The sequence below is a fragment of the Clostridium arbusti SL206 genome (genome assembly GCF_000246895.1).
In the GTDB taxonomy this organism is placed as follows: Bacteria; Bacillota; Clostridia; order Clostridiales; family Clostridiaceae; genus Clostridium_I; species Clostridium_I arbusti.
In genome coordinates, this window is record NZ_BAEV01000069.1 from 1 (window position 1) to 21,789 (window position 21,789).

A 21,789-nucleotide genomic window follows, 5' to 3' on the forward strand; every position below is an offset into this window, starting at 1 on the left:
ACACGTAGTATAGCTATACTATTATTATAGTAAATTATCACTATTTGTGGAATATATACTTGTTGAGCATATATATTACTATTACAGAGTTTAATAGAATATAATGCTTTTTTCTCTAATTAAAGAATAATTCCTTATAAAAAATACTTTACAAGGAATGTAGATATTTTAAAATCTATGGTGTTTTACTTTGGAACTATGACAATGGAATTGAAAATTCAACAACTATAGCCTTTGATGTAAGGGATAAAAACACTGCATATATGATTCTATTATCTCTATGTTAAACTGTGGGCATGAGATTAAGAAATTCATCTACTTAAAACTATGTATATATGGGTTTGGTACTAAAACATGTTTTGTTTTATCATATACTGCAACATTAATTAAAGTTAACAAAAATATAATAGTCCTCTAACATTTAGCAGTTAAACTTTCTAATGTTAACAAAAAATATAAATTTAGAAAGAGGAGGACAAAGATGAATCGATTTAAGCAAAAAATTGTATTATTTTTAGCAACAGCATTAACTTTTAATTTTGTCAATTTTCCAATAAAAACTTTAGCAGCTAGTGAACCCTCATTACTTATTACAGAATTAATGCCAAATACTAAAAATGCAAATAGCGCCGATGCTTATGAGTTTATAGAATTGTATAATAATTCACAGAACACTATTAATGCAAAAGACTATAAGCTTATCTATCACTATGATGATAGTAATAAGGATATTCCCTGGGACATTACTTCCGATGTACAAATTCCAGCAAAAACATCATTTATAGTTTGGGTGGACAATGGCTCAAATTCAAGTCTTACTACAACTGATTTTAAAAGTGCATTCAACATTCCTTCCACAGTTGATGATAAATATATAATAAAAATGCCTTGTGGAGGTGGAATGTCTAATTCAAGTCCACGTACCATACATGTGCAAAAAGACGATAATACAGAAATAAGTTCAGCGTCATATGTCGGATCCGATGCAAGTGATGACACTAAAAGTGTTCATTACAAGTATAGTGGAAGTTCTACTGCAGCATCAGAAAAAACTATAGGTATACCTTCACCTTCCTCACTTAGTTCTGAAGAGGGAACAACTATTCAGAAGGATGTTACTGCACCTGTAATAATTCATACAAAAATTGCTGATATAAGTGATACAACAAAGGATGTTACAATTAGTGCAGTAATAACAGATGATAATAAAGTGGTAACAACTAAACTTTATTATAAAAATGATAAGGATACTGACTTTAAGAGCGTTGATTTGTCTAATGGTGAAAAAGGTAATTTTAGCGCTGTAATTCCAGTTGCAGCACTTACAGGAAAGAGTATTACATATTATATTGAAGCTTCAGATGGAACTAATACTGCAAAAACAGAACAGTATTCTGTAAATATTAATAATTCGGGAACAACTGAGGACTCAAAGCAGCCGCCGCTACTTATAACAGAGTTAGTGCCAGATTCAAAAACTAATTTAAATGGATCGGATGCTTATGAGTTTATAGAAATTTATAATAACACTGATAAGGATATAGATCTTAAGGATTATAAAATTCACTATAATTATCCTGATAAAGGAGATAGTTCTGATGTTTTGTGGCCAAGCATTCCTGATAGTGTTATAATACCATCCGGTAAACCCCTAGTTTTATGGATTATGAATGGTAATAATGATTCGCTGACTGTAGAAGATTTTAATAAATATTATAATAGTTCACTAATTGCCAATAAAAATATTGTGCAGATACATTCGGCAGGTATGGCTAATTCAGGAGCCCGTGGTATTAAAATAGACACTAATACCGGTATGAACCTTGTAAAAGCATTATACGATATGAATGGTGCTGATGATGTAGATCCTGATCAAGGTATACAGTATGGTTATAATGCAAAAGATCCCTATAATTTGATTAATAAGGGCAAAAATGCTGCAACTCCTGGAACAGTACTGGATTCACAAGTACCAGTACATAGACTTCATATATCAGAGGATAGTGAAGTACCTTATATTAAAGATAAATCAGCTGCAACAATTGATCCTAAGGTGGAGTTTAATTTCAATGCAGATATAACAGATAATGCAAGTGTTAAAACTGCAGCACTATATTTGAAGAGTAATGTGGATAGTGATTATATAAAATATAATCTTACTGTTAGTAGTGATGGGACATTCCAAAAAATCTTGAGCTCCTCAGATGTGATCGGAAAAAAATATTTTGATTATTATTTTGAGGCATCAGATGGAATTAACACTGCAAAAACAAAGGCAAAACATTTAGTAATTCAAAATGTATCCACAGATCAGCTTCGTTTAAATGTAGATAATACATTTATTGCTAAAGGTACTGTGCCAATAAGAGCTAGTGAAGATACATATCCATCTTCAGCAAAGCTTACAGTAAGTGGGCAAGATGTAACTTCATTATCTAAACCGGGACTAGAAAAAGAGCCTGTTTTTGTTTTTGATGTTACTCAAACAGATACATGGTTTAAAAATGGAGTAACAATAGGAAATGATATATTAAGTGTGTTTGATGATGGAACGTACTCAAATTGGAAGACTATGAGTATACCTGTTAGCAATTCATACTTTCAGCAGGGAAAACCATTTAAAATAAATATAAATGCAGGTACAAAGTCTAGTCCACTTGAACACTATGATGGAGAGAATAATGATGATTTTCAGGTTAAAAATATTAGATTAATACTTCCAGATGGACGTGAGCTTAGATGTACAGGTTATGAAGATCCAAATAAATTGATTAATATGGGCGATAGTGCAGGTAAATCAGAAGTATTGGATTGTAATTTTAATGTACCAGATGATGCCTATAAAGCTGTGGAATATCAATGGGATACAACAAAAGTTTCAGATGGAAATTATTCTATTTCAGCAGTAGATGGCAGTAATAGTGCAGCTGCTAGTATTAAGGTTGATAATACTGCTCCTGAAATTACAACTAATATGATAAGTAAGCAGTATAAAGGAGATTTTAGTATTGAGGCATCTGCTGTAGACGTTACTTCAGGACTTAAATCACTTAATGCAACTTTAGACGGAGAAAGGATAGTACTTCCTTATAAAACATCCTCGGTTACCCTTAAATTTGGTAATCATATTCTTAAATTAGAGGCAGAGGATAATGTAGGAAATACTTCTGAAAAAACCATTAATTTCACAACACCTGTAGAAAATCCAGATAAACCTGAATTGATCTCACCTATAGATGGAACTAAACTTAATGGTAATAATGCTACTTTAACAGCAAAAGTTTTTGACCCAACTCAAGATAATATGACGGTAAATTTCAAAAAAGGGTACAAGTATACTGTAGCTGATAAAGAGATAACCGTAAAATCTGGTGCTGTTGACTATCATCCAGTAGACGGTAGTGTGGTTACAGGTAGTGATCTTGGCTTATTGAAAAATGATGATGGTAAGGAACTGACAAATAAGTCAACTGATAAGTTTCCATATCATATGTTTGAGGTAAAGGTTCCAGAGGATGCTGGAAATGATTCCGTAGCAAATGTGTCTTGGAAGGGATCATCTAATGCTAATAGCAAGTTAGCTATGTATGTATGGAATTACACTTCAAGTATTTGGGAACCAGTAGTATCTCATATAGTAACAGATGATAAAGAATTTGAATTAAATGCAGATGTGAATGTAAAAGACAGAGTTTCTAACGGTACTGTGAAAGTACTTGTACAAGAATATATGACTACTGGTACACAAAGTATTAATAATAAAAATACACAAACAAATCCTAATATACCTACAGGAAATGTAAATGATACTCCTAGATCTGATTATGATTTCACCCTTGCATGGGAAACAGATACACAGTATTACAATGCAACCTGGTATCAACATCAGCTGGATATCCATAATTGGTTACTTGCCAATAAAGATAGAATGAATATTAAATATTTGTTCCATACTGGCGATATAGTTGATGACTCTACTGTAGGAAACCAATGGCAAAATGCTGATAATGCTTATAAAATGCTTGATCAAGCTGGATTCCCCTATGGAGTTTTAGCTGGAAATCATGATGTCGGGCAAAAAAGTAATGATTTTACTGATTACAGTAAATATTTTGGAGAAGACAGATATAAGAATAATCCTTGGTATGGAGGAGATTATCAAAATAATAGAGGTCATTATGATTTAATATCTGCAGGTGGAATAGATTTTATAATGATTTACATGAGCTGGGCCCCTGGCGACGATGAGATAGCATGGGTAAATAGTGTACTTAAGCAATATCCTAATCGCAAGGCTATACTTAATTTCCATGAATATTTGGAGGTTACTGGAGGACTTGGACCAATTCCGCAGAGAATTCAAAATGAAATTGTAAAGCCAAATCCTAATGTTTGTATGGTATTTTCAGGACATTATCATAGTGCAAATCAAGTGGTAACTTCATTTGATGATAATGGAGATGGTGTTCCGGATCGTAAGGTTCATCAGATATTATTTGATTATCAGGGACTTACAGAAGGCGGACTAGGCTATCTTAGACTATTACATTTTGATTTAAAGGATAAAAAAATAATATTCCGTACTTATTCTCCATCACTGGATGATTATGATGCTAATGTCTCAGATTTTCCTGTAACTAATGAAGAATTTGAGGTTCCCTTTGAGGATTTAGGATTGAGTCCTAAAGAAAAGGAAGTATCTACAGATTATGTGAAGGTCAATCTGTATACAAATAATAAAATTGGTGAAGTTCAAAACGTAAAAAGCGGAAGTGAAGTAACAACACAGTGGAATAATATTCCTCAGACTACTGTTGGATGGTATGCGGAAGCGGCGGATGCCTTTGGAGGAATTACTAGGTCAGAAGTTAACTATGTAACAGGTTCAGAGAGCTTGAAAGGCGTAACTATAACTGCTGACAATACAACGCTAGAAAGAACAAAAACTGCTAAATTATCTGTAAAAGGTAAGTTAAATGATAACAGTGATGCAGATCTTTCAAAGGCAACAATACAGTATATAAGCAGTAATCCATCCATAGTATCTGTGGATGACAAAGGAGTAATAACGGCTAACAAAGTAGGAAGTGCTGATATAACCGCAGTAGTTACATTGAATGGTATAATAGTACAATCAAATGCAATGACAATAACTGTAAATGAAATCAATATGGGTGCAGTAAATCTTGGAATAAATCCAGATAAATCACTAGTTGGAGCAGGGGAAGAACTACAGGTTAAGTTAAATGCCAAGGGAGCTAAAAACTTATATGGACTTGATAGTACTTTCAGCTATGATCCAATTCTCTTTGAACTGGAGAGTGTAACTGTAGATAAAGATTTTGCAGCTGACAGCGGAAAAGCTTATGTGAACTACAAGGATGATAATGGTAAAGTAAGGATAGTTACCAGCTTAACTGGAGCAACTCAAGGAGTAACAGGAGATGCAAATGTTATAGATATAAAGCTTAAAGCTAAAAATAAAGATGGTAAAACATCCTTTACAATAGCAAAAGGAGCAAAAGTATCTGACAGCCAGGGAGCTATATTTACAACTCCAGAAGACATAAGCAATGAGATTACTGTAGCTAATGCAGATGTTACAGGAGGCGGCATTGCAATAAATGACCTTGTACTTGTGGCAAGAGCGTTTGGAATTACCTCAAAGGATCAAGGTTATAATGCGGCGTTTGATATGAATAAGGACGGAGTAATAGACATAGTGGATATTTCCTATGTGGCAAAGAAAGTTCTTGGATTATAAGGAGAAATAAAATGTAATGAGATATACCAGTGAAAATTAATGCCTGGTATATCTCATTATTAATAGTAGTTTTACATTACGATTGGACAATTACTAAGAAATTACTAAGACAAACATGATTATTATCTTTCCTATAGATAAATATTTTGTATAACTACTTATATTTTATTATAGTGAAAGAAAAGATAAAAATTTAGGATAGTTGATAAATAAGGGAGATAAAATGATAAAAAAAATAGGGTGTTTGATATTTGCTTTTATTTTTATTGTAGGTATTCAATCTACATTTTTTACATCTAGGGCATATGCACAGGGTAATACAAAGGTTGCTCTTGCTACTGATAAGTCATATTATAATGTAGGTGATACAGTTAAGGTTACTGTACAGGCGCAGAATGTTGTAGATTTATTTGGAGTACAGTTTACACTTCACTATGATCCAAATATGCTTTCAATGGAAGGAGACAATCTCACCTTTTCAGATGGTTATACGGTATTTGGAGGAAGCACTGTAGATAAGGAAAATGGTACATTAACATATCCAGTAATTAATAAAAAACCATCTTCTGATAAGAAGGACAGTGTTACCATTGGATATGCTAATTTTAAAGCAACTAAAGAAGGACCTATAACACTTAATATGGATAATATAAAATCTGTAAATAGTCAATCATTAGAGAATAATTATAATACCCAAACACAGGCAGTATTTAATGTTACTAAAGCACCAAGTAACTCAGGGAACAATCCAGGCAGTAATGATGATAATAGTATCAATGGTGGTAATAATGTAAATAGTGCTGGTAATGCAAACCAGGGCAGCGGTAATAATGCTACTGGTAATTCAGTACAGGGTAGTGGAAATACAAATCAGGCCGGTAATAGTAATAACAATAATGGTGGCAGCCATAGCAGTGCTACAAGCTTCAACAGTGACAGTACAAGTAGCAGTATAAGTGGTGATAGCGGCAGTAGTAGCAGTGAGAGTGATGGTTCTGCAAATACTAACAGTAATGCTGATGGTATTATTGCATCAGCTGGTAGTAATGCTAATCAAGAGGGGAATGAAAGTACAAGTACAGTTTCACAGAGTGAAAATGGTAATAGCACAAATCAAAATACAGCTTCAAATAACACAAAGAATAGTGAAGAAGGCAGTTCACAGAGTTCTTCTAAAAATGACACGACTAAAAAACAGACACTAAATAGTAAGTCTAATTCCAACTTAAATATTATTTTGCCAATAGTATTGGTAGTGGTGGTTATTGCATGTGGTGTATTGGCTTTTTTCAATAGAAAAGTGTTAAAGAATGTATTTTTTAAAATTATGAAGAGAAAGAATTAATAGTAATACAGAGTTGTTTAATAATTTGACATGCAATATAGGTAATTGATATAAAGACTAGGAGCTTAACCTAGTCTTTATTTTTTATAACAGTGGTGAGAAAAGTCTACTTATTGCCTGCAAAACTCTAACATGCATGTTTCTAGAATTATACCATTCTTTGGTGACAAGCTTGGATGTTGACATGTCGTTTTTAAATATATCTATGCACTTTGCTGAAAAAGTGGCATTGTAAACAAAAATATTTACTTCAAAATCAAGGGCAAAACTTCGTATATCTGCATTAGTAGTTCCAAGAGAACATACATCATTATCTATTAAAATCATTTTAGAATGTAAAAAACCTGGATATAGATAAACTTTTATTCCATATTCTAAAAGATCATTTATATAGGAAGTAGTAGCTTTATATACAAAGTTTTTATCCGGTATTTGGGGTAACATAATTCTTACATCTATATTACACATAGCTGCTGTTTGTAGCGATTCTAAAAATGGACCATCAGGGATGAAATAAGGAGTTTGAATATATATCTTCTTTTTTGCAGAAGAAATCATTTTTATAAAACTTCTCTTTATCTGTTCTTTATTTGAATCTGGTCCACTGGAAACTACTTGAATACCAATGGAACCTGTTGGCTTTATTTCGGGAAATAATCGTTCTATAAAAAATTTTTCATGAGTTTCCTTTTCTTTTGAAGCGTAGTACCAATCAGTTAAAAATATTTCTTGTAGAAAGTATACTGAACTGCCTACAATTCTTAAATGAGTATCTCTCCAATAAAGCTTACGCTTGCTGCGATTCATGTACTCATCACCTATATTCATTCCACCAACATATCCAATTTTCCCATCGATAACTATTATTTTTCTATGGTTTCTATAATTTAAACTTATGTGATGTCCAATGGTTATAGGAAAGAATTTGCATACTTTACCGCCAGCATTTATTAACTCTTTAAACATCTTAAAAGGAGTAAGAATACTTCCCACCTGATCATAGAGAACACGTATCTCAACACCTTCTCTAGCTTTTTCAGTTAATAAATCTACTATTTTTCTGCCTATATTATCATTTCTTATTATAAAATATAGAATATTTATAGTATCTTTAGCATTTTTTATATCTTTTATAAGGTAATCATATTTATCTGCACCATTAGTAAATATTTCTATATCGTTGTCCTCTGAATAAATACTTTTATTTGCATTGATGTTTAACTTTATAATATTAATGTAGTTAATTGTATTTTTATCTTTAAATATTACATTTTCACTGTTTATTAAATATTTTTCTCTTATTAAATATTTATTATAAAGAGATTCGAAATCTCTTTTTATTTTAGTGATTTTATTGTTTAGATGTACATTCCTTCCGAAGATTAGATAAACTATAAAACCTATTACTGGCAAAAAATTCATTATAATTATCCATACAATACCCATCATAGGTTTTCTTCTTTCTATATAAAGTGTTACAAGAACACAGAAAATATTTGCTAAGTAGATGCATATCACTACATAAAGCAACATTGAAAAACTCAAAGCTTCATCTCCTCTTAAGTTAGAATTTTGGCAATAAGCTATATCGAAAAAATATAGTTATTATATTAATATATAAACTTATATTTCTTAAAATACTTAAGATTATTATTGCCATTTATTAAAAACATACTCTATATTACATGAAAGCTAGTACTATACAAATTATATATACTAATTAAGAAAATATCAATTTTTAAATTATTTATATATTCAATTAAATTTTTATCAATAAAAAGCTATCTAATTAATAAGTATATCCTCCATACTACCTAAATCCAAAATTTTAAAAGTGTTTTTATGAAAATCTATAAGGCCATCTTTTTTCATATTTACAAGTTCTCTAGAAAGTGATGGACGGGGGACACCTAATTCCTCTGCCATTTGGCTTCTAGAAGAAGAAATTTGAAAAATGATTTTTTCGTTCATGTGATAGCTTTCAAGTAGAAAACTTGAAATTTTCTGTCTTAGAGTTTCATAAGACAGATTTTTTAGCTTTTTGTTAAGTATTAATATTTTATTAGATAACAGTCCCATAAAATTATTTAAAACTAGGTTGTTAAGGCCGCAAAGGGTAACAATATCTTCTTTTGATATAAATAATATTTTACAATTATCAGAGGCTACAATAGTAGAAGGATATTTATTTATATCTGAAAAAATTATAACCTCACCAAAAATGTCACCACTTAAGAATTTTGCTATAGTTACAGTTTTACCAGAAGCAAAAAACTTCTTGATTTCTATGGAACCTTCCAATACTATACCGATATTTGAGCAGTTTTCACCTTCCATAGCTATTGTTTCTTCTTTTATGTATGAATATATGTTATAGTTTATTTTTTTAAAAAGTATTTCAATGTCTTCTTTATTAAAGTTTTTAAATATAATGCAGGTTTTAAGTATATCAGTTAAATTATCCATAATATATCAATCCTTTTTATAGTTTTTGTACAAGGAATCCATTTACTCTGTGATTTAAATATAAATAGATAACTTAAATATATGATTTAGTACTAAGCAGTAAGATTGAAAGTATCAGAGCGGGTAGTTTGATAAAGGTTGTTTTTATCTTGTATATAAGCTATCTTTTTATTAGTGATTCCTTAGATTGCACAAATAAAGGTGGTTTAAATTAGTGATTTATTTTAAAATATATCTAAGTATATTTAATTTAGTAACATAAGTTACCGACTTTATATTAATATATTACTATAATAGAGTCATGGAAGCAAGGAAATGAAAATTAGAAGATTTACCACAAAATTCACCCCTGGGGTGTAAATTTTTCCATTAGGAAAAGACGAAGTAAAAAGACAGTGGAGAGTTAAGAATTGCAAACTTTTCACTAATAAAATAAAAATAAAAATTGGAGGGTATATAAAATGGAAAGAAAAATAGTTAAAATACATGAAGAAAAATGTAACGGATGTGGAATATGTGTAAAGGCCTGTCATGAGGGAGCTATACAAATTATTGATGGTAAGGCAAAAGTTATAAGCGATGAATACTGCGATGGATTAGGAGATTGTTTACCGGGATGTCCTGAGGGAGCTATTGAAATAATAGAGAGAGAAGCAGTGGAATATAGTGAAGAGGCAGTTCAAAAGTTGAAGGAAGAGAAAAATAAAAATGCTAAGAAGAAAGACGGAGTACAAGCTATGCCTTGCGGATGTCCAGGAACTGCAGCAAAGGCTATAGTTAGAAAGCCAAATAACTCTATTTCAAAGATTAAATTAAATACCAATGTAGAAAGTGGACAAAATAATTCCGAGTTAAGACAATGGCCTGTTCAGCTAAAACTTATAAATACAAGAGCACCATACTTAAAAGAAGCTAATCTTTTAGTGGCAGCAGATTGTACAGCTTATGCTTATGCTGATTTTCATAAGGATTTTATAAAGGATCATATTACAGTTATAGGATGTCCAAAATTAGACGATGTAAAATATTATGAAGAAAAATTGGCAGAGATTTTGACAATCAATAATATTAAAAGTATAACAGTTGTGAGAATGGAAGTACCATGCTGTGGAGGAATTGTTAATGCAGTAAAAACAGCTATGCTAAATTCACAGACTATTGTACCTTATAGAGAAGTTATTGTAGGAACAGAGGGAAATATTATATCTCAGTAAAATGAGAGGAGTTGTTATCTAAGATAAGTATTGATATTATATTCAGATTTAAGATATGGAATGTGACAAATATAATTATAATGTAAAATGAGCGTAAGTATATAAACACTATAAAATTCAGCTTTATGTATGAATTTTATAGTGTTTCATTATATTTATGAAATTTATAAATATTTAAGTGAAATTGTTTTATGAAAAATAAACCTCACATCTTTGGATTATTAGTTATTTTCAGAAAGTAGTTCTTAATTTCCATATAGTTAATACACTAAAGAGTATAGCAATATTTTGTACCATAATTAGCTACTTTAATATTCACATTTCATTTTGGAGAAGTGATCCACATAATATGATAAAAGCTTTTTTTAGTGTGGGTCAAGAGAGGGTAAGTTTGAGAACTATGCCTATTGCTACATAGGTAAAAAATATATAAAGAGGGAATTTATCGAAGAATGTTGAATATATAGTTAATGAATTATATGGGCTTTACTGTAATGCACTCAGGATTTTATGAGAAATACTGATTTATTACTAAAATCAAACATTTTTACAGATTACTATAGTTCATTAATTTACAAAGCAAAGAGGAGGGAAATTTATGGTAAGATATTTAATTGAGGCTGGGATCATAGTTTTAGGGATAATAATAATCTTAAAGCTAATAGGAATTAGAATAATACCAAACAACAAGATTGGTATAGTTGAAAAATGGTGGTCATCAAAAGGCTCATTAAAGGCACAGATAATTGCTTTAAATGGAGAATCAGGATATCAGCCACAGGTACTTAGAGGAGGAATACATTTTAAAACTCCACTAATGTATAAAGTGCATATTTGCCCACTTGTAACTATTCCACAGGGACAAATAGCCTATGTATTTGCACGTGATGGAGAACCTCTTGAGCCAACAGAAACTTTAGGTAAATTGACAAATGAAGGTAATAATTTTCAAGATACAAAGGCTTTTATTGAAAATGGTGGGCATAAAGGTCCTCAGACAGAAATCGTACGTGAAGGTACCTATGCTTTCAATCTTGCACAATTTATAATATTAACAGAAGATAGAATGTATTATTTACCTATGGAATCTAAAAGTGAAGAAGTTGCTATCAATAAAATGTCAGAAATATTAACGCAAAGAGATGCCTTTAGACCTATAGTTATAAAGGGTTCAGATGATAAGGTGGGTATTGTTACTGTACATGATGGACCTTCTCTTCAGAGTGGAGATATTATAGCTCCCATTGTTGGAGAAGATTCTAAAAATAAAGAAACATATCATAATAATTTTCAAGATCCAGAGAATTTCTTAAGAGCTGGGGGATTCAGAGGAAGACAATATCAAGTACTTGTGGATGGAACTTATTTTATAAATAGATTATTTGCTACGGTAGAGCTCATAGACAAAACTATAATTGAGGTTGGATATGTAGGTGTAGTAGTTTCTTATACGGGGTCAAAGGGTAAAGATTCTTCTGGAGTTGAATATAAACATGGAGAGCTTGTACAAAATGGATACAGAGGAGTTTGGGAAGATCCATTAATGCCAGGTAAGTATGCATTTAACACCTATGCTGGAAAAGTAATTATGATACCAACTACTAATGTTATATTGAAATGGATAAGTGATCAAAATGGGAATCACCTCTTTGATCAAAATTTAAAAGAGGTAGGGCTTATAACTAAGGATGCTTTTGAACCATTACTTCCAGTATCAGTAGTAATGCACATAGATTATAAAAAGGCGCCTCTTGTTATACAGAGATTTGGAAATATAAAAATGCTTGTAGATCAAACTCTAGACCCAATGGTATCTGCATATTTTAAAAATATAGGTCAGAATAAAACACTAATAGACCTTATTCGACAGAGAAATGAGATTCAAGAACAGTCTTCAAAGGAGATGAAAATTAAATTTGAACACTATAGTCTTGAATTGGAAGAAGTGCTTATAGGTACACCTTCATCTTCAAGAAATGATAATAAAATAGAGTTTATACTTGCTCAGCTTAGAGATAGGCAAATAGCGACTGAGCAAATACAGACTTATTCAACTCAGCAAAAGGCTGCGGAGAAAGAAAAAGAACTTAGAGAAGCGGAATCTAAAGCTTCACAACAGAAATTCTTAACAGAATCTGAAATTAATATTCAAATTGAAAGTAATCAAGGTAAAGCAGAATTTCAAAGATCACTTCAAGAAGCATCTAAAATTAAGGCAATTGCTGAAGCTGATGCAGAGAGAGAAGCTAGGGTGGGTATTGGTAGAGCAATAGCTATTGATGAACAGGTTAAAGCTTATGGTGGTCCTCAGTATCAGGTGTTACAAGATGTAATGAATAAATTCACACAGTCTATAGAAAAGGCTGGTATAGATATAGTACCTAAAACTGTAATAACAATGGGAAACAATGAAAATGGTGGAGAAGGAGCCAATGCTTTTAATATGCTGCTTACTCTTTTAATGGGAGAAAAACTTGGAGTGGATTTTGATGGAACAAAGGTAGAAAATGAAAATGTAAGAAAGATTAGAGAAGCAATATTTAAATCTATGGAAAATGAAAGTAAAGATATCAATAAGGATTTAAATAAAGATGATTTGGTAGAAGTTAAAATGCAGGATGAGACTAAGAGGCAAAGTGCATCTACTAAGGAGTAAGCAATCTGAATTGTTGATAAGTTTGGAAATATTAAGTGATTACTAATTTTATAATAATAAAATAAACTCACAAAAATAATATTTACTAAAAAACATATAACGCCAGTGTCGAAATTGTATTTTCAGACTGGCGTTATACTTTCCATCATTTATCAAAAAATATATTGTTATTCAATACATCCCATTCATCATCTGTAAGCCAACCTTGTTTATTGTTTTTAAGTTCTACAACAATAAAACTTTCATCATCAATGTTAAAAGAGTCAGATATCCTATCTGTTATATCTTCTGTAGAAAGGCTTGACTTAATAAACCATACAGAAGAGCGAGGAAAGTGCCAAGAAAAGCTAGAGCAGTTCTCGATAACGTCTAAAAAATCACCAAAGTCCTTAGAACTTTTATCTACACTTGTAACCACAACGTATGAAGCCATGAAATCACCTCTAAAAATATAATAATGCTCAAATTAAATGATTCTATAAATAATTTAAAAATCCTTTTTAATGTATAGAATAAGTAAATATTATTTAATAAAGGATAATATATGATGTATTTTTAATCATTTATGGTGTAAATATATTTAATAGGATTTTGATGCTATTATTCCTATGAATTCTTTTATAGATAAACTCAAATTTGAAAGCGAATTACTAGATGGTATAAAATCATTTAATTCAAAACTTCCATGAATATTAGTTTGGTAGTCTGTAGGAAATGGTATTACATTTACGTTGAATTTTTTAAATTGGATAACAGCTCTATTCATATGGAAAGCTGAAGTCACCAGTATTGGATTTTTTAAATTATACTTAACTAAAATTTGTTTGGTATATTTGGCGTTTTCTGTAGTATTAATACTTTGATTTTCAACAATTATTTTATTTTCAGGTATTCCTAGACTAGCAAGAATATTTTTTGATATTTCAGATTCCGTGCCTGTAGATTGAAACACTTTGCCACCTGAAATTATTATTGGTACATTTAATTTTTTATAGAGTTCAACACTAGTTATAAGTCTATTGGCAGCAAAGCCGGATAAATGCCCATTGAAGTTTAGATTTGGAGTATCCAGGGTTGCACCACCGCCAAGCATTACAATTACATCGCCTTTAGGATTATTTGGTACAGTGTATTTGTTCTCTAATAATCTTATTATAGAATTATCTACAAAAGGTGTAGTAAAGATATAAAATACTAGAGTTAATATTAATAAGTTTTTCCCAAGTTTGGCCTTATACTTATATAGTTTAAAGCTAAAGATTAAAAGAGCCAGTATAAAAATTCCTGGAGGAAGAATAAATGTTGCATATAAAAATTTTATAAGGTAAACCAAATCTAAAATCACTCCTCAATAATAAATCATATAATTATTTTTTGCATATTAATATAGTTATAAATTTATCATAATAGTACTTATAATAAAAGTTTTTAGTCAAAAAGTTTATTTATGAATATTATGTATTGAGAGAATAAAATATGTAAAATCTCAATTTTATATTTCTCTTAACTATGTACAAGTCGTATGTGTCAATTACAAATAGATAGAATAATATATAGTAGGCCAAAAACAAAAGATAAAAAAATATATATAGGAGGATGTGATCTTATGGGTTTAAAATCTAGTGATTGTAGTAGTTTCTTCGGGTTAGGTAAAAAAAATAATCTGATAATTATAATACTAATATTTGTACTGTTCTGTGGTTGCGGAGTAGGGCAAGGTGGTTATTCTGGAGATAATTGTTGTAGAAGAAGGAGAAGACGTCCAGGTGGTTTGGTAGGAGGGACTTCATTACTACCAATATTAGTAATTCTTGCCTTAGTATTAGGTGCTAGTAGAGGCGGTGGCTCTAATACAAATATAATTAAAGTAAATTCAGATCCGTCATCTGTTGCAGGAACATCAACAGACTATTCATCCTGTGACTATTAATATGAACATTTGACCACAGATCCTTAGAGGGAGAGATACTATGGACAGAAATTGTTGCAGTTTAAATACACTTACAATACTGATCTTGATACTTCTTCAGTTTGGAAAAAAAGGAAGTAGGTCAAGTTCCGAGGGATGTAAAGATAAACAATTGGTAGATAATGATGTATTATTTATAATTACATTATTTTATCTATGCTGCTATAAATCCCGTTTAAAAAATTACTGTTAGTTAATTTAGGGGGGCTTACTTAATTGAGCTCCTCTATGTTAAAGAGGTGATACTATGTCAATAAATGAAGATGAACCTTTAGAGGGGGAAGAAGTAATTGACGGTAAAAATCAAGACTTTGGAAACATGGATTTTGGAAATTTAGCAGGAATGCTAAAAGGTATAGATATGAGTCAAATAATGAACTTACTGGGTTCAGTGGATATGAGTCAAATGTCATCTCTATTTGGATCAATGTCTGGTGGTAGTGCTGCACCAGAGCCTGGAATTGCTAGACATAGCAATAGAGAATTTGAGCTTTTAAATGCTATAAAACCTATGGTAAGTGCTGAAAGAGGAGACCTCATAGATATAATCTTACAAATATATACTATAAGTAAAATATTGAAGTGATTTATGGGTGCATTTTATAAATGCACCTTTTCTATTGGTAAATAAGTTAATTATATTATTAAATAAAATACAGGACAATTATATATTATTCTTTTAAATAAGAGCAAAGTTATAGATTTAGAATAATATAATATAGAACCTTTTTAACAATATGAAAGGAGGAAGCAGTATGGGAATAGGAGACTTATTAGGAGGTGCTTCCGGCAAAGGATCTAGTAAATTAATAGTTTGGGCTTTAGTTCTGATTATTGTATTTGGTTTTGGAAAGGGTAAAAAATTCAATAATTTTAATTTCCAAAATCAATCTAGGCCGGGATCGGTACCACCAAATAACAAATATGCTTCATCACATCATAAAAGAAAACACATTACATCTGAAGCTTTTAATAACGATAACAATAACAATAACAGTAACCCATTTTCTAACTTAGGAGCTAGTTTTGGTTCTGGCTTTGGAGGTAAGAATAGTGGAGGAATTGGAAAGATGCTTGGTGGTAATGCCTTGTTTGTAGTAGTAATAGTAGCAGTGATTTTCTTCTGTAAGGATAAAAAAGAAGAATTAGAATCGTCTACTACAACTTCATAAAACTAAATTTTATGAATAATAATATAATTTTAGTATGAGATAAAAAGGGGGGATAAATATGTCTAAGCATAGAAGCCATCATAGAAAGATCGGAAGTTCTCACAAATATGAAAATAGTAATGCTAATGTTAATAGTAATGGTAATGAAAATAGTAATGGTAGTAGTTCATTTAATCTAGGAAGTATAGCTCAACTCTTAAGTAGTATAGATATTAATCAGGTTTCTTCATTATTGGGGACAATGAATAATAATGCAGAAAGAGAAAGCGATGATGTAAATCAGAATAAGCAGGGTGAAAATAATAATTCTGTTAGTAATATTAATAAAGCTAATGAGTCTAATACTAGAAAGAACGCAAGTAGGGAAAATATATTAAGATCTATAAATACTCTTATGAATTCAGACAAGTCAGAACTGTTGAAGGTAGTTATGGAGATATATAGTGCAAGTAAAGCTAATAAGGATAAATAGAAAACATAAATTAAAATATAATTTATGATATCACACTTTATAAAATAATGAATAATATATATTAGAAAACAAAAGATGGAAAATATGATACAGAGCATTATTACCCAAAGGAGGGTTTTTAATGAGTAGAAAATATAAAACAGATTGTGGATGCTATAGTGGTGCAAACGCAGGATATCCAAATGCAGGATTCCCAGGAATTGGCGGGGGCCTGTTTGGAGGTAAAGGTGGTTGCGGCTGTAGTTTACCTACTTTAATAATATTGATATTGATAATACTTCAATTCAGCAAAAAAGGAAGAAGAACAAGTTCATGCACAAGTTCAAGCTCAAGTTCTTCATCACATGGTGGTAAATTAGTAGACAATAGTATATTATTCATAATTGCTTTATTCTATTTATCTTGCTACAATCCTTGCAAGAGATAATAATTTACTAATTGGTTTAGGGGGAAGGGCTTTTGTCCTTCCTTTAAATAAAGAGGTGATGTAATGTCTAGTAAAAAGTCAGATCATCATAAAGAAGAAAAAAATGATAATTCAAAGCAAGTTAATAAAAGTTTAGATCCTAATGAAATACAAAATATGCTTCAAAATGTAGATATGAAACAAGTCCAGCAGATGTTAAATAATGTGAATGTGAATGAATTACAAAACTCATTAAAAAATGTCGATTTTAGACAACTTGCTTTTATAATTAACATTTTGAATTCACTAACAAAGAATAAAAAATAATACACTGTTTTAAATGAAATGAATATTATATAGTATAAAACAAAAGATGGAAAAGGGTGTTACATTGACCATAGCCCAAAAAAGAGGGGGGTATAGATTATGTGTAAAAAACATGAAGAAGTATATTATCCAGGAGTTATTGGAGGAGCACCATCAATTGGAGGTTGTGCTTGTAGTTTACCAATGTTAGTTGTATTAGTACTAATAATTCTTCAATTCTCTAAAAAAGGTGGTCACAAGAAAATAGATAAAGGCATATTATTTATAATTGCTTTATTCTACTTGTCTTGTGCTAATCCTTGCAAAAGTTATTAATAAAATAGAGGGCTTCTAGCCCTCTTATTTTTATCAATTTTATATAAACTGTTTGTATTTTATATTTTAGTGTTATAAAATTGTTATTGTATAGTCAAATATTAATATAAATGCTTAAAAATTTTTAGGGAAGAGGTGTACACATGTTGAAAGCTGTAATTTTTGATATGGATGGAGTTTTAATTGATAGTGAACCAGATCATTTAAGAATACATGAAAAAATATTAGAGTCATTAGGTATACAGCCGTCATCACTTGATCATTCAAAATATATTGGAGTAACTAGTAGTTATAAATGGAGTGATATAAAGAGCAAATATGACTTGGATTATTCTGTTGATGAATTAGTTGATATAAACAGGCGTAAATATTTTGAATACATAACATCTAAAGATACAATAATAGAAGCAATACCTGGGGTTGATAAATTGGTAAGAGACATATATAATGGTGGTCTAAAATTAGCAGTTGCATCATCTGCACCTATAAATGTAATAGAAACTGTAATCAAATATACTGGACTAGAAAAATATTTTGATATATTAGTAAGTGGAGATTATGTAAAAAGAAGTAAGCCAAATCCTGACATATTCTTATACGCATCAGAAAAACTTCAAATAAAACCAGAAGATTGTTTGGTAGTAGAAGACTCTCATAATGGATCTATTGCTGCAAAGAAGGCTGAAATGAAATGTCTTGGATATAAAAATGTTAACTCTGGGAATCAAGATATATCTGCAGCAGATTTGATAGTAAATTCTTTTAATAAAGTAAAATTGGAAGATTTAAAAAAGTTATTTATGGAATAATACATTGTAAAGGATAAACTGGAATTCTAGTGACTTTTAATTGGTAAATTTTTTTATCCGATGACTACCATCCGTAATACTCCCAACCTCTATCAAAGTGGGAGATAACGGCTGCTACGTCCCTGGATAACGATTTCTAAGTTTCAGATGGAGAAAAAAACTCAACCTGAAACAAAGAACTCTGTTTATAGGCTTAGTACTTTACTATATTGGAGGCGATATGATGATTATTGGTACTGCACAAATAAAACTAGGAGCAAATTGGGTTCATTCTTTAAAAGAGAAAAGAATGATAGTAAAAAGTATTATTGGGAAAGTTAAAAATAAATTTAATGTATCTATAGCAGAAGTAGATAATCAAGATTATCATCAAACTATAAGTCTAGGTATAGCCTGTGTTAGCAGCGAAAGAAAACATGCCGATGAGATGATTCAGCATGTAATAAATTTTATTGAGGGCAATACAGAAGCGGTTTTAGAAAATGTAAACGTAGAGATATTGTAGTAGAATAGTTTTGAAAAAAAGAATCATCTATAAGTAGTTTGTGTAAAATAAAATTGATACAAAATAAAGTTAATAATTTATATTGCAATAAAATTTGAATTATTTTGTCATAAAGCATTGAAGTTTTTTTACATTTTTATTAAAATTAAAAATGAAGTAAGTAATCTTTAAATGTATATATTTTAAAGAGAACAGATTTTATAAATTATACTGGATAAATTAAGTCCATGATGGGCGTAGGAGGTATTATATGAAAACAATAGCTGTATTAACAAGCGGTGGAGATGCACCTGGAATGAATGCTGCCATAAGAGCAGTAGTAAGAACTGCTCTTGATAAAGGGCTTAAAGTTATGGGAATTGAAAGAGGATATAGTGGACTTATAAATGGAGAACTCTTTGAAATGAAGAGAAAAGATGTGTCAGATATAATTCAGAGAGGCGGTACTATTTTAAGGACTGCTCGTTGTGCTGAATTTATGACTGAGGAAGGAAGAAAGAAGGCAGCAGGAGTTTTAAAGGTATTTGGTGTAGATGGTCTAGTTGTTATAGGTGGGAATGGCTCATTTATGGGAGCTCAAAAACTTTCAAAGCTTGGAATTGCTACAGTGGGTATTCCTGGTACTATAGACAATGATTTGTCATATACAGATTATACATTGGGTTTTGATACTACCCTAAATACAGTATTAGATGCTATAAATAAATTAAGAGACACTTCTACTTCACATGAAAGAGTAAGTATAGTTGAAGTAATGGGAAGAGACTGTGGTGACATTGCTCTTTATTCAGGTATAGCTGGAGGAGCAGAAGGCGTTGTAATACCTGAAAAGGGTTACGATTTTGATGAATTATGCAAAATTATTCTTGAAGGAAAATTAAAAGGAAAAATGCATAGTTTGATTATAGTCGCAGAAGGAATTGGTGGATCAATCGAATTGGCTAAAAAAGTTGAAGATATTACAGGTATTGAAACAAGAGCAACTATTTTAGGACATATTCAAAGAGGAGGAAGTCCATCTGCCTTTGACAGAATGCTTGCTTCAAAAATGGGCGTTAGAGCTGTAGAAGTACTAATTGAAGGAAAATCATCAAGAGTTATAGGAATAAGAGATAATAAAATAACTGATGATGATATAGATGAAGCTTTAGCAATACCAAGGAAATTTGATGAAAGACTATATGAGATATCAGAGATACTTTCAAGATAGCTTTTGTTAAAACTAGAATGGATCTTATCAAGAAGTTATAAGTAGAATATAATAAGTTAATAGCTGTAATACTTGATATAGATGATCTGGAAATAAGAATATATTTTTCATGGTGGAAAGTTTGAACTTCAAAAGGAACTAAATTTATAGTGATTCGTGGATAAGAAGTTCTTGAAGATGCAACAAAATATTCCACTGTGTATACAGATTTATATAAAGATGTTATAGCAGGAATTATTACTATACTATGTAAACGTTTCTCGGTGAGTAATTCATACTTGCTATGCAGTTACCAATATTTCTATCTTAATTATTTAGCATGAATTAAGCAACAGCTTTGTGCTAACAACTAATATCAATACTTATTCTGATACAGAAGTTATGAGGAGTATCATAAAAAACATTGTCAGAAAAAATGAAGGAAATGCAGGAATAATCATCTGCTTTCCTTCATTTTTTTATTTGAATCTATGTACAGTCACAAATATTTATATGGCTTTAGGCTGTATCCATTCCATAATTTGTACTCAGTATGTTCTTAATAAATACTTTGATTAGTATATTATTATAAGACCTATTCTCTTTCCATAACTATTCTCGGTATATCAACAAAATGCAAAAATTTATTCCGATCTTTTATGTGTTTTTTACTAATAAAATTAAAATTGGGGTAAGTAGAAAAATATGTAGGAGGAGAAAATTAGGAATGAGAGATCTATTATTCATACAACCTAAAAATAAAATTTCGTGTGATAATTTATAAAAAAAATAAAATTTAATTTTTTATAAATTATATTGACGAAATAAAACTTTTGTATTATTATAAAAACATAGTAAGAAATAAAGTTTTTCAAAAATATCAAGTGGTAAAAAAATATTTTGTGTATTTAAAATAATTTTTACTACTGTAAATAAAAAGGGGATGTAAAGTATGAAAAAATCATGGTTAGAATTAGAAGGAAAAACAGTAATTGTTACAGGTGGAGCATCTGGTATAGGAAAGGCAGTAGTTCAAGAATTTTTGGATAATGGAGCTAATGTAGTAGTAGGAGATATGAGTCCTAATGCACCAGAATTTAAAAAGAAAGATAATAGTGGCGAAGAATTGTATGTAAAAACAGATGTATCAAGTTATGATAGTGTAAATGAAATGGTTTCC

The 21,789-nt window shown here is 30.4% G+C and carries 20 protein-coding genes; 16 read left to right on the top strand and 4 right to left on the bottom strand.

Annotation, left to right across the window (positions count from 1 at the left end):
* The first annotated feature begins 481 nt into the window (after positions 1-481).
* On the top strand, positions 482-5,764 hold the full coding sequence (locus RH99_RS12385) for a lamin tail domain-containing protein (protein ID WP_010238588.1): 5,283 nt from the start codon (positions 482-484) through the stop codon (positions 5,762-5,764).
* Positions 5,765-5,987: 223 nt separating this feature from the next.
* Complete coding sequence (locus RH99_RS12390) at positions 5,988-7,109, top strand: cohesin domain-containing protein (RefSeq protein WP_010238590.1); 1,122 nt, start codon at positions 5,988-5,990, stop codon at positions 7,107-7,109.
* Between the two features lie 84 nt (positions 7,110-7,193).
* Here RH99_RS12390 and cls read toward each other — a convergent pair whose 3' ends face one another.
* Both cls and RH99_RS12400 read right to left on the bottom strand, forming a co-directional pair.
* Complete coding sequence (gene cls / locus RH99_RS12395) at positions 7,194-8,654, bottom strand: cardiolipin synthase (protein ID WP_010238593.1); 1,461 nt, start codon at positions 8,652-8,654, stop codon at positions 7,194-7,196.
* Between the two features lie 240 nt (positions 8,655-8,894).
* On the bottom strand, positions 8,895-9,575 hold the full coding sequence (locus RH99_RS12400) for a Crp/Fnr family transcriptional regulator (RefSeq protein WP_010238597.1): 681 nt from the start codon (positions 9,573-9,575) through the stop codon (positions 8,895-8,897).
* Positions 9,576-10,036: 461 nt separating this feature from the next.
* On the opposite strand from RH99_RS12400, the gene RH99_RS12405 reads away from it, so the two are divergent.
* Both RH99_RS12405 and RH99_RS12410 read left to right on the top strand, forming a co-directional pair.
* Complete coding sequence (locus RH99_RS12405; RefSeq protein WP_010238599.1) at positions 10,037-10,789, top strand: ATP-binding protein; 753 nt, start codon at positions 10,037-10,039, stop codon at positions 10,787-10,789.
* A gap of 598 nt (positions 10,790-11,387) precedes the next feature.
* Positions 11,388-13,445, top strand: a complete 2,058-nt coding sequence (locus RH99_RS12410) for an SPFH domain-containing protein (protein ID WP_010238601.1) — start codon at positions 11,388-11,390, stop codon at positions 13,443-13,445.
* Positions 13,446-13,590: 145 nt separating this feature from the next.
* On the opposite strand, the gene RH99_RS12415 is transcribed toward RH99_RS12410, so the two are convergent.
* The gene (locus tag RH99_RS12415; RefSeq protein WP_010238603.1) at positions 13,591-13,878 is read right to left on the bottom strand and encodes a hypothetical protein; all 288 of its coding nucleotides are present in this window, start codon (positions 13,876-13,878) and stop codon (positions 13,591-13,593) included.
* 147 nt (positions 13,879-14,025) lie between these two features.
* Positions 14,026-14,778 carry a YdcF family protein gene (locus tag RH99_RS12420; protein ID WP_010238605.1) on the bottom strand — a complete coding sequence of 251 codons (753 nt, stop codon included), beginning with the start codon at positions 14,776-14,778 and terminating at the stop codon, positions 14,026-14,028.
* Between the two features lie 273 nt (positions 14,779-15,051).
* Here RH99_RS12420 and RH99_RS12425 point away from each other — a divergent pair, with 273 nt between their 5' ends.
* The 12 genes from RH99_RS12425 to RH99_RS12475 all read left to right on the top strand — a co-directional run.
* Positions 15,052-15,375 (top strand): hypothetical protein, encoded by a 324-nt coding sequence (locus RH99_RS12425; RefSeq protein WP_010238607.1) that lies wholly within the window; start codon positions 15,052-15,054, stop codon positions 15,373-15,375.
* A gap of 40 nt (positions 15,376-15,415) precedes the next feature.
* The gene (locus RH99_RS18655) at positions 15,416-15,607 is read left to right on the top strand and encodes a hypothetical protein (RefSeq protein ID WP_081504398.1); all 192 of its coding nucleotides are present in this window, start codon (positions 15,416-15,418) and stop codon (positions 15,605-15,607) included.
* A gap of 54 nt (positions 15,608-15,661) precedes the next feature.
* A complete protein-coding gene (locus RH99_RS12430) occupies positions 15,662-16,000 on the top strand; it encodes a hypothetical protein (RefSeq protein ID WP_010238609.1) in 339 nt (112 codons plus the stop codon).
* Positions 16,001-16,169: 169 nt separating this feature from the next.
* Positions 16,170-16,586, top strand: coding sequence for a hypothetical protein (locus tag RH99_RS12435; RefSeq protein WP_010238611.1), 417 nt, complete (start codon positions 16,170-16,172; stop codon positions 16,584-16,586).
* Between the two features lie 58 nt (positions 16,587-16,644).
* On the top strand, positions 16,645-17,058 hold the full coding sequence (locus RH99_RS12440) for a hypothetical protein (protein ID WP_010238613.1): 414 nt from the start codon (positions 16,645-16,647) through the stop codon (positions 17,056-17,058).
* Positions 17,059-17,179: 121 nt separating this feature from the next.
* A complete protein-coding gene (locus RH99_RS12445; protein ID WP_010238615.1) occupies positions 17,180-17,485 on the top strand; it encodes a hypothetical protein in 306 nt (101 codons plus the stop codon).
* A gap of 63 nt (positions 17,486-17,548) precedes the next feature.
* Entirely contained in the window at positions 17,549-17,791 is a 243-nt protein-coding gene (locus RH99_RS12450) for a hypothetical protein (RefSeq protein WP_010238618.1), read from the top strand.
* Positions 17,792-17,890: 99 nt separating this feature from the next.
* On the top strand, positions 17,891-18,106 hold the full coding sequence (locus RH99_RS12455; RefSeq protein ID WP_010238620.1) for a hypothetical protein: 216 nt from the start codon (positions 17,891-17,893) through the stop codon (positions 18,104-18,106).
* A 143-nt stretch (positions 18,107-18,249) separates the two neighbouring features.
* Positions 18,250-18,915, top strand: coding sequence for an HAD family hydrolase (locus tag RH99_RS12460; protein ID WP_010238622.1), 666 nt, complete (start codon positions 18,250-18,252; stop codon positions 18,913-18,915).
* Positions 18,916-19,138: 223 nt separating this feature from the next.
* Positions 19,139-19,420: a DUF503 domain-containing protein gene (locus RH99_RS12465; RefSeq protein ID WP_010238624.1), complete on the top strand. Its 282-nt coding sequence runs from the start codon at positions 19,139-19,141 to the stop codon at positions 19,418-19,420.
* A gap of 250 nt (positions 19,421-19,670) precedes the next feature.
* Positions 19,671-20,630: a 6-phosphofructokinase gene (pfkA, locus tag RH99_RS12470; protein WP_010238626.1), complete on the top strand. Its 960-nt coding sequence runs from the start codon at positions 19,671-19,673 to the stop codon at positions 20,628-20,630.
* A 931-nt stretch (positions 20,631-21,561) separates the two neighbouring features.
* On the top strand, positions 21,562-21,789 hold a 228-nt coding region (locus RH99_RS12475; RefSeq protein ID WP_010238628.1), incomplete at its 3' end, for an SDR family NAD(P)-dependent oxidoreductase.

What these genes read in the sequence shown, in the direction of transcription:
- RH99_RS12385 (WP_010238588.1), top strand. Translation starts at nt 482, where the DNA reads ATGAATCGATTTAAGCAAAAAATTGTATTATTTTTAGCAACAGCATTA.
- RH99_RS12390 (WP_010238590.1), top strand. Translation starts at nt 5,988, where the DNA reads ATGATAAAAAAAATAGGGTGTTTGATATTTGCTTTTATTTTTATTGTA.
- RH99_RS12400 (WP_010238597.1), bottom strand. Translation starts at nt 9,575, where the DNA reads ATGGATAATTTAACTGATATACTTAAAACCTGCATTATATTTAAAAAC.
- RH99_RS12405 (WP_010238599.1), top strand. Translation starts at nt 10,037, where the DNA reads ATGGAAAGAAAAATAGTTAAAATACATGAAGAAAAATGTAACGGATGT.
- RH99_RS12410 (WP_010238601.1), top strand. Translation starts at nt 11,388, where the DNA reads ATGGTAAGATATTTAATTGAGGCTGGGATCATAGTTTTAGGGATAATA.
- RH99_RS12415 (WP_010238603.1), bottom strand. Translation starts at nt 13,878, where the DNA reads ATGGCTTCATACGTTGTGGTTACAAGTGTAGATAAAAGTTCTAAGGAC.
- RH99_RS12425 (WP_010238607.1), top strand. Translation starts at nt 15,052, where the DNA reads ATGGGTTTAAAATCTAGTGATTGTAGTAGTTTCTTCGGGTTAGGTAAA.
- RH99_RS18655 (WP_081504398.1), top strand. Translation starts at nt 15,416, where the DNA reads ATGGACAGAAATTGTTGCAGTTTAAATACACTTACAATACTGATCTTG.
- RH99_RS12430 (WP_010238609.1), top strand. Translation starts at nt 15,662, where the DNA reads ATGTCAATAAATGAAGATGAACCTTTAGAGGGGGAAGAAGTAATTGAC.
- RH99_RS12435 (WP_010238611.1), top strand. Translation starts at nt 16,170, where the DNA reads ATGGGAATAGGAGACTTATTAGGAGGTGCTTCCGGCAAAGGATCTAGT.
- RH99_RS12440 (WP_010238613.1), top strand. Translation starts at nt 16,645, where the DNA reads ATGTCTAAGCATAGAAGCCATCATAGAAAGATCGGAAGTTCTCACAAA.
- RH99_RS12445 (WP_010238615.1), top strand. Translation starts at nt 17,180, where the DNA reads ATGAGTAGAAAATATAAAACAGATTGTGGATGCTATAGTGGTGCAAAC.
- RH99_RS12450 (WP_010238618.1), top strand. Translation starts at nt 17,549, where the DNA reads ATGTCTAGTAAAAAGTCAGATCATCATAAAGAAGAAAAAAATGATAAT.
- RH99_RS12455 (WP_010238620.1), top strand. Translation starts at nt 17,891, where the DNA reads ATGTGTAAAAAACATGAAGAAGTATATTATCCAGGAGTTATTGGAGGA.
- RH99_RS12460 (WP_010238622.1), top strand. Translation starts at nt 18,250, where the DNA reads ATGTTGAAAGCTGTAATTTTTGATATGGATGGAGTTTTAATTGATAGT.
- RH99_RS12465 (WP_010238624.1), top strand. Translation starts at nt 19,139, where the DNA reads ATGATTATTGGTACTGCACAAATAAAACTAGGAGCAAATTGGGTTCAT.
- pfkA (WP_010238626.1), top strand. Translation starts at nt 19,671, where the DNA reads ATGAAAACAATAGCTGTATTAACAAGCGGTGGAGATGCACCTGGAATG.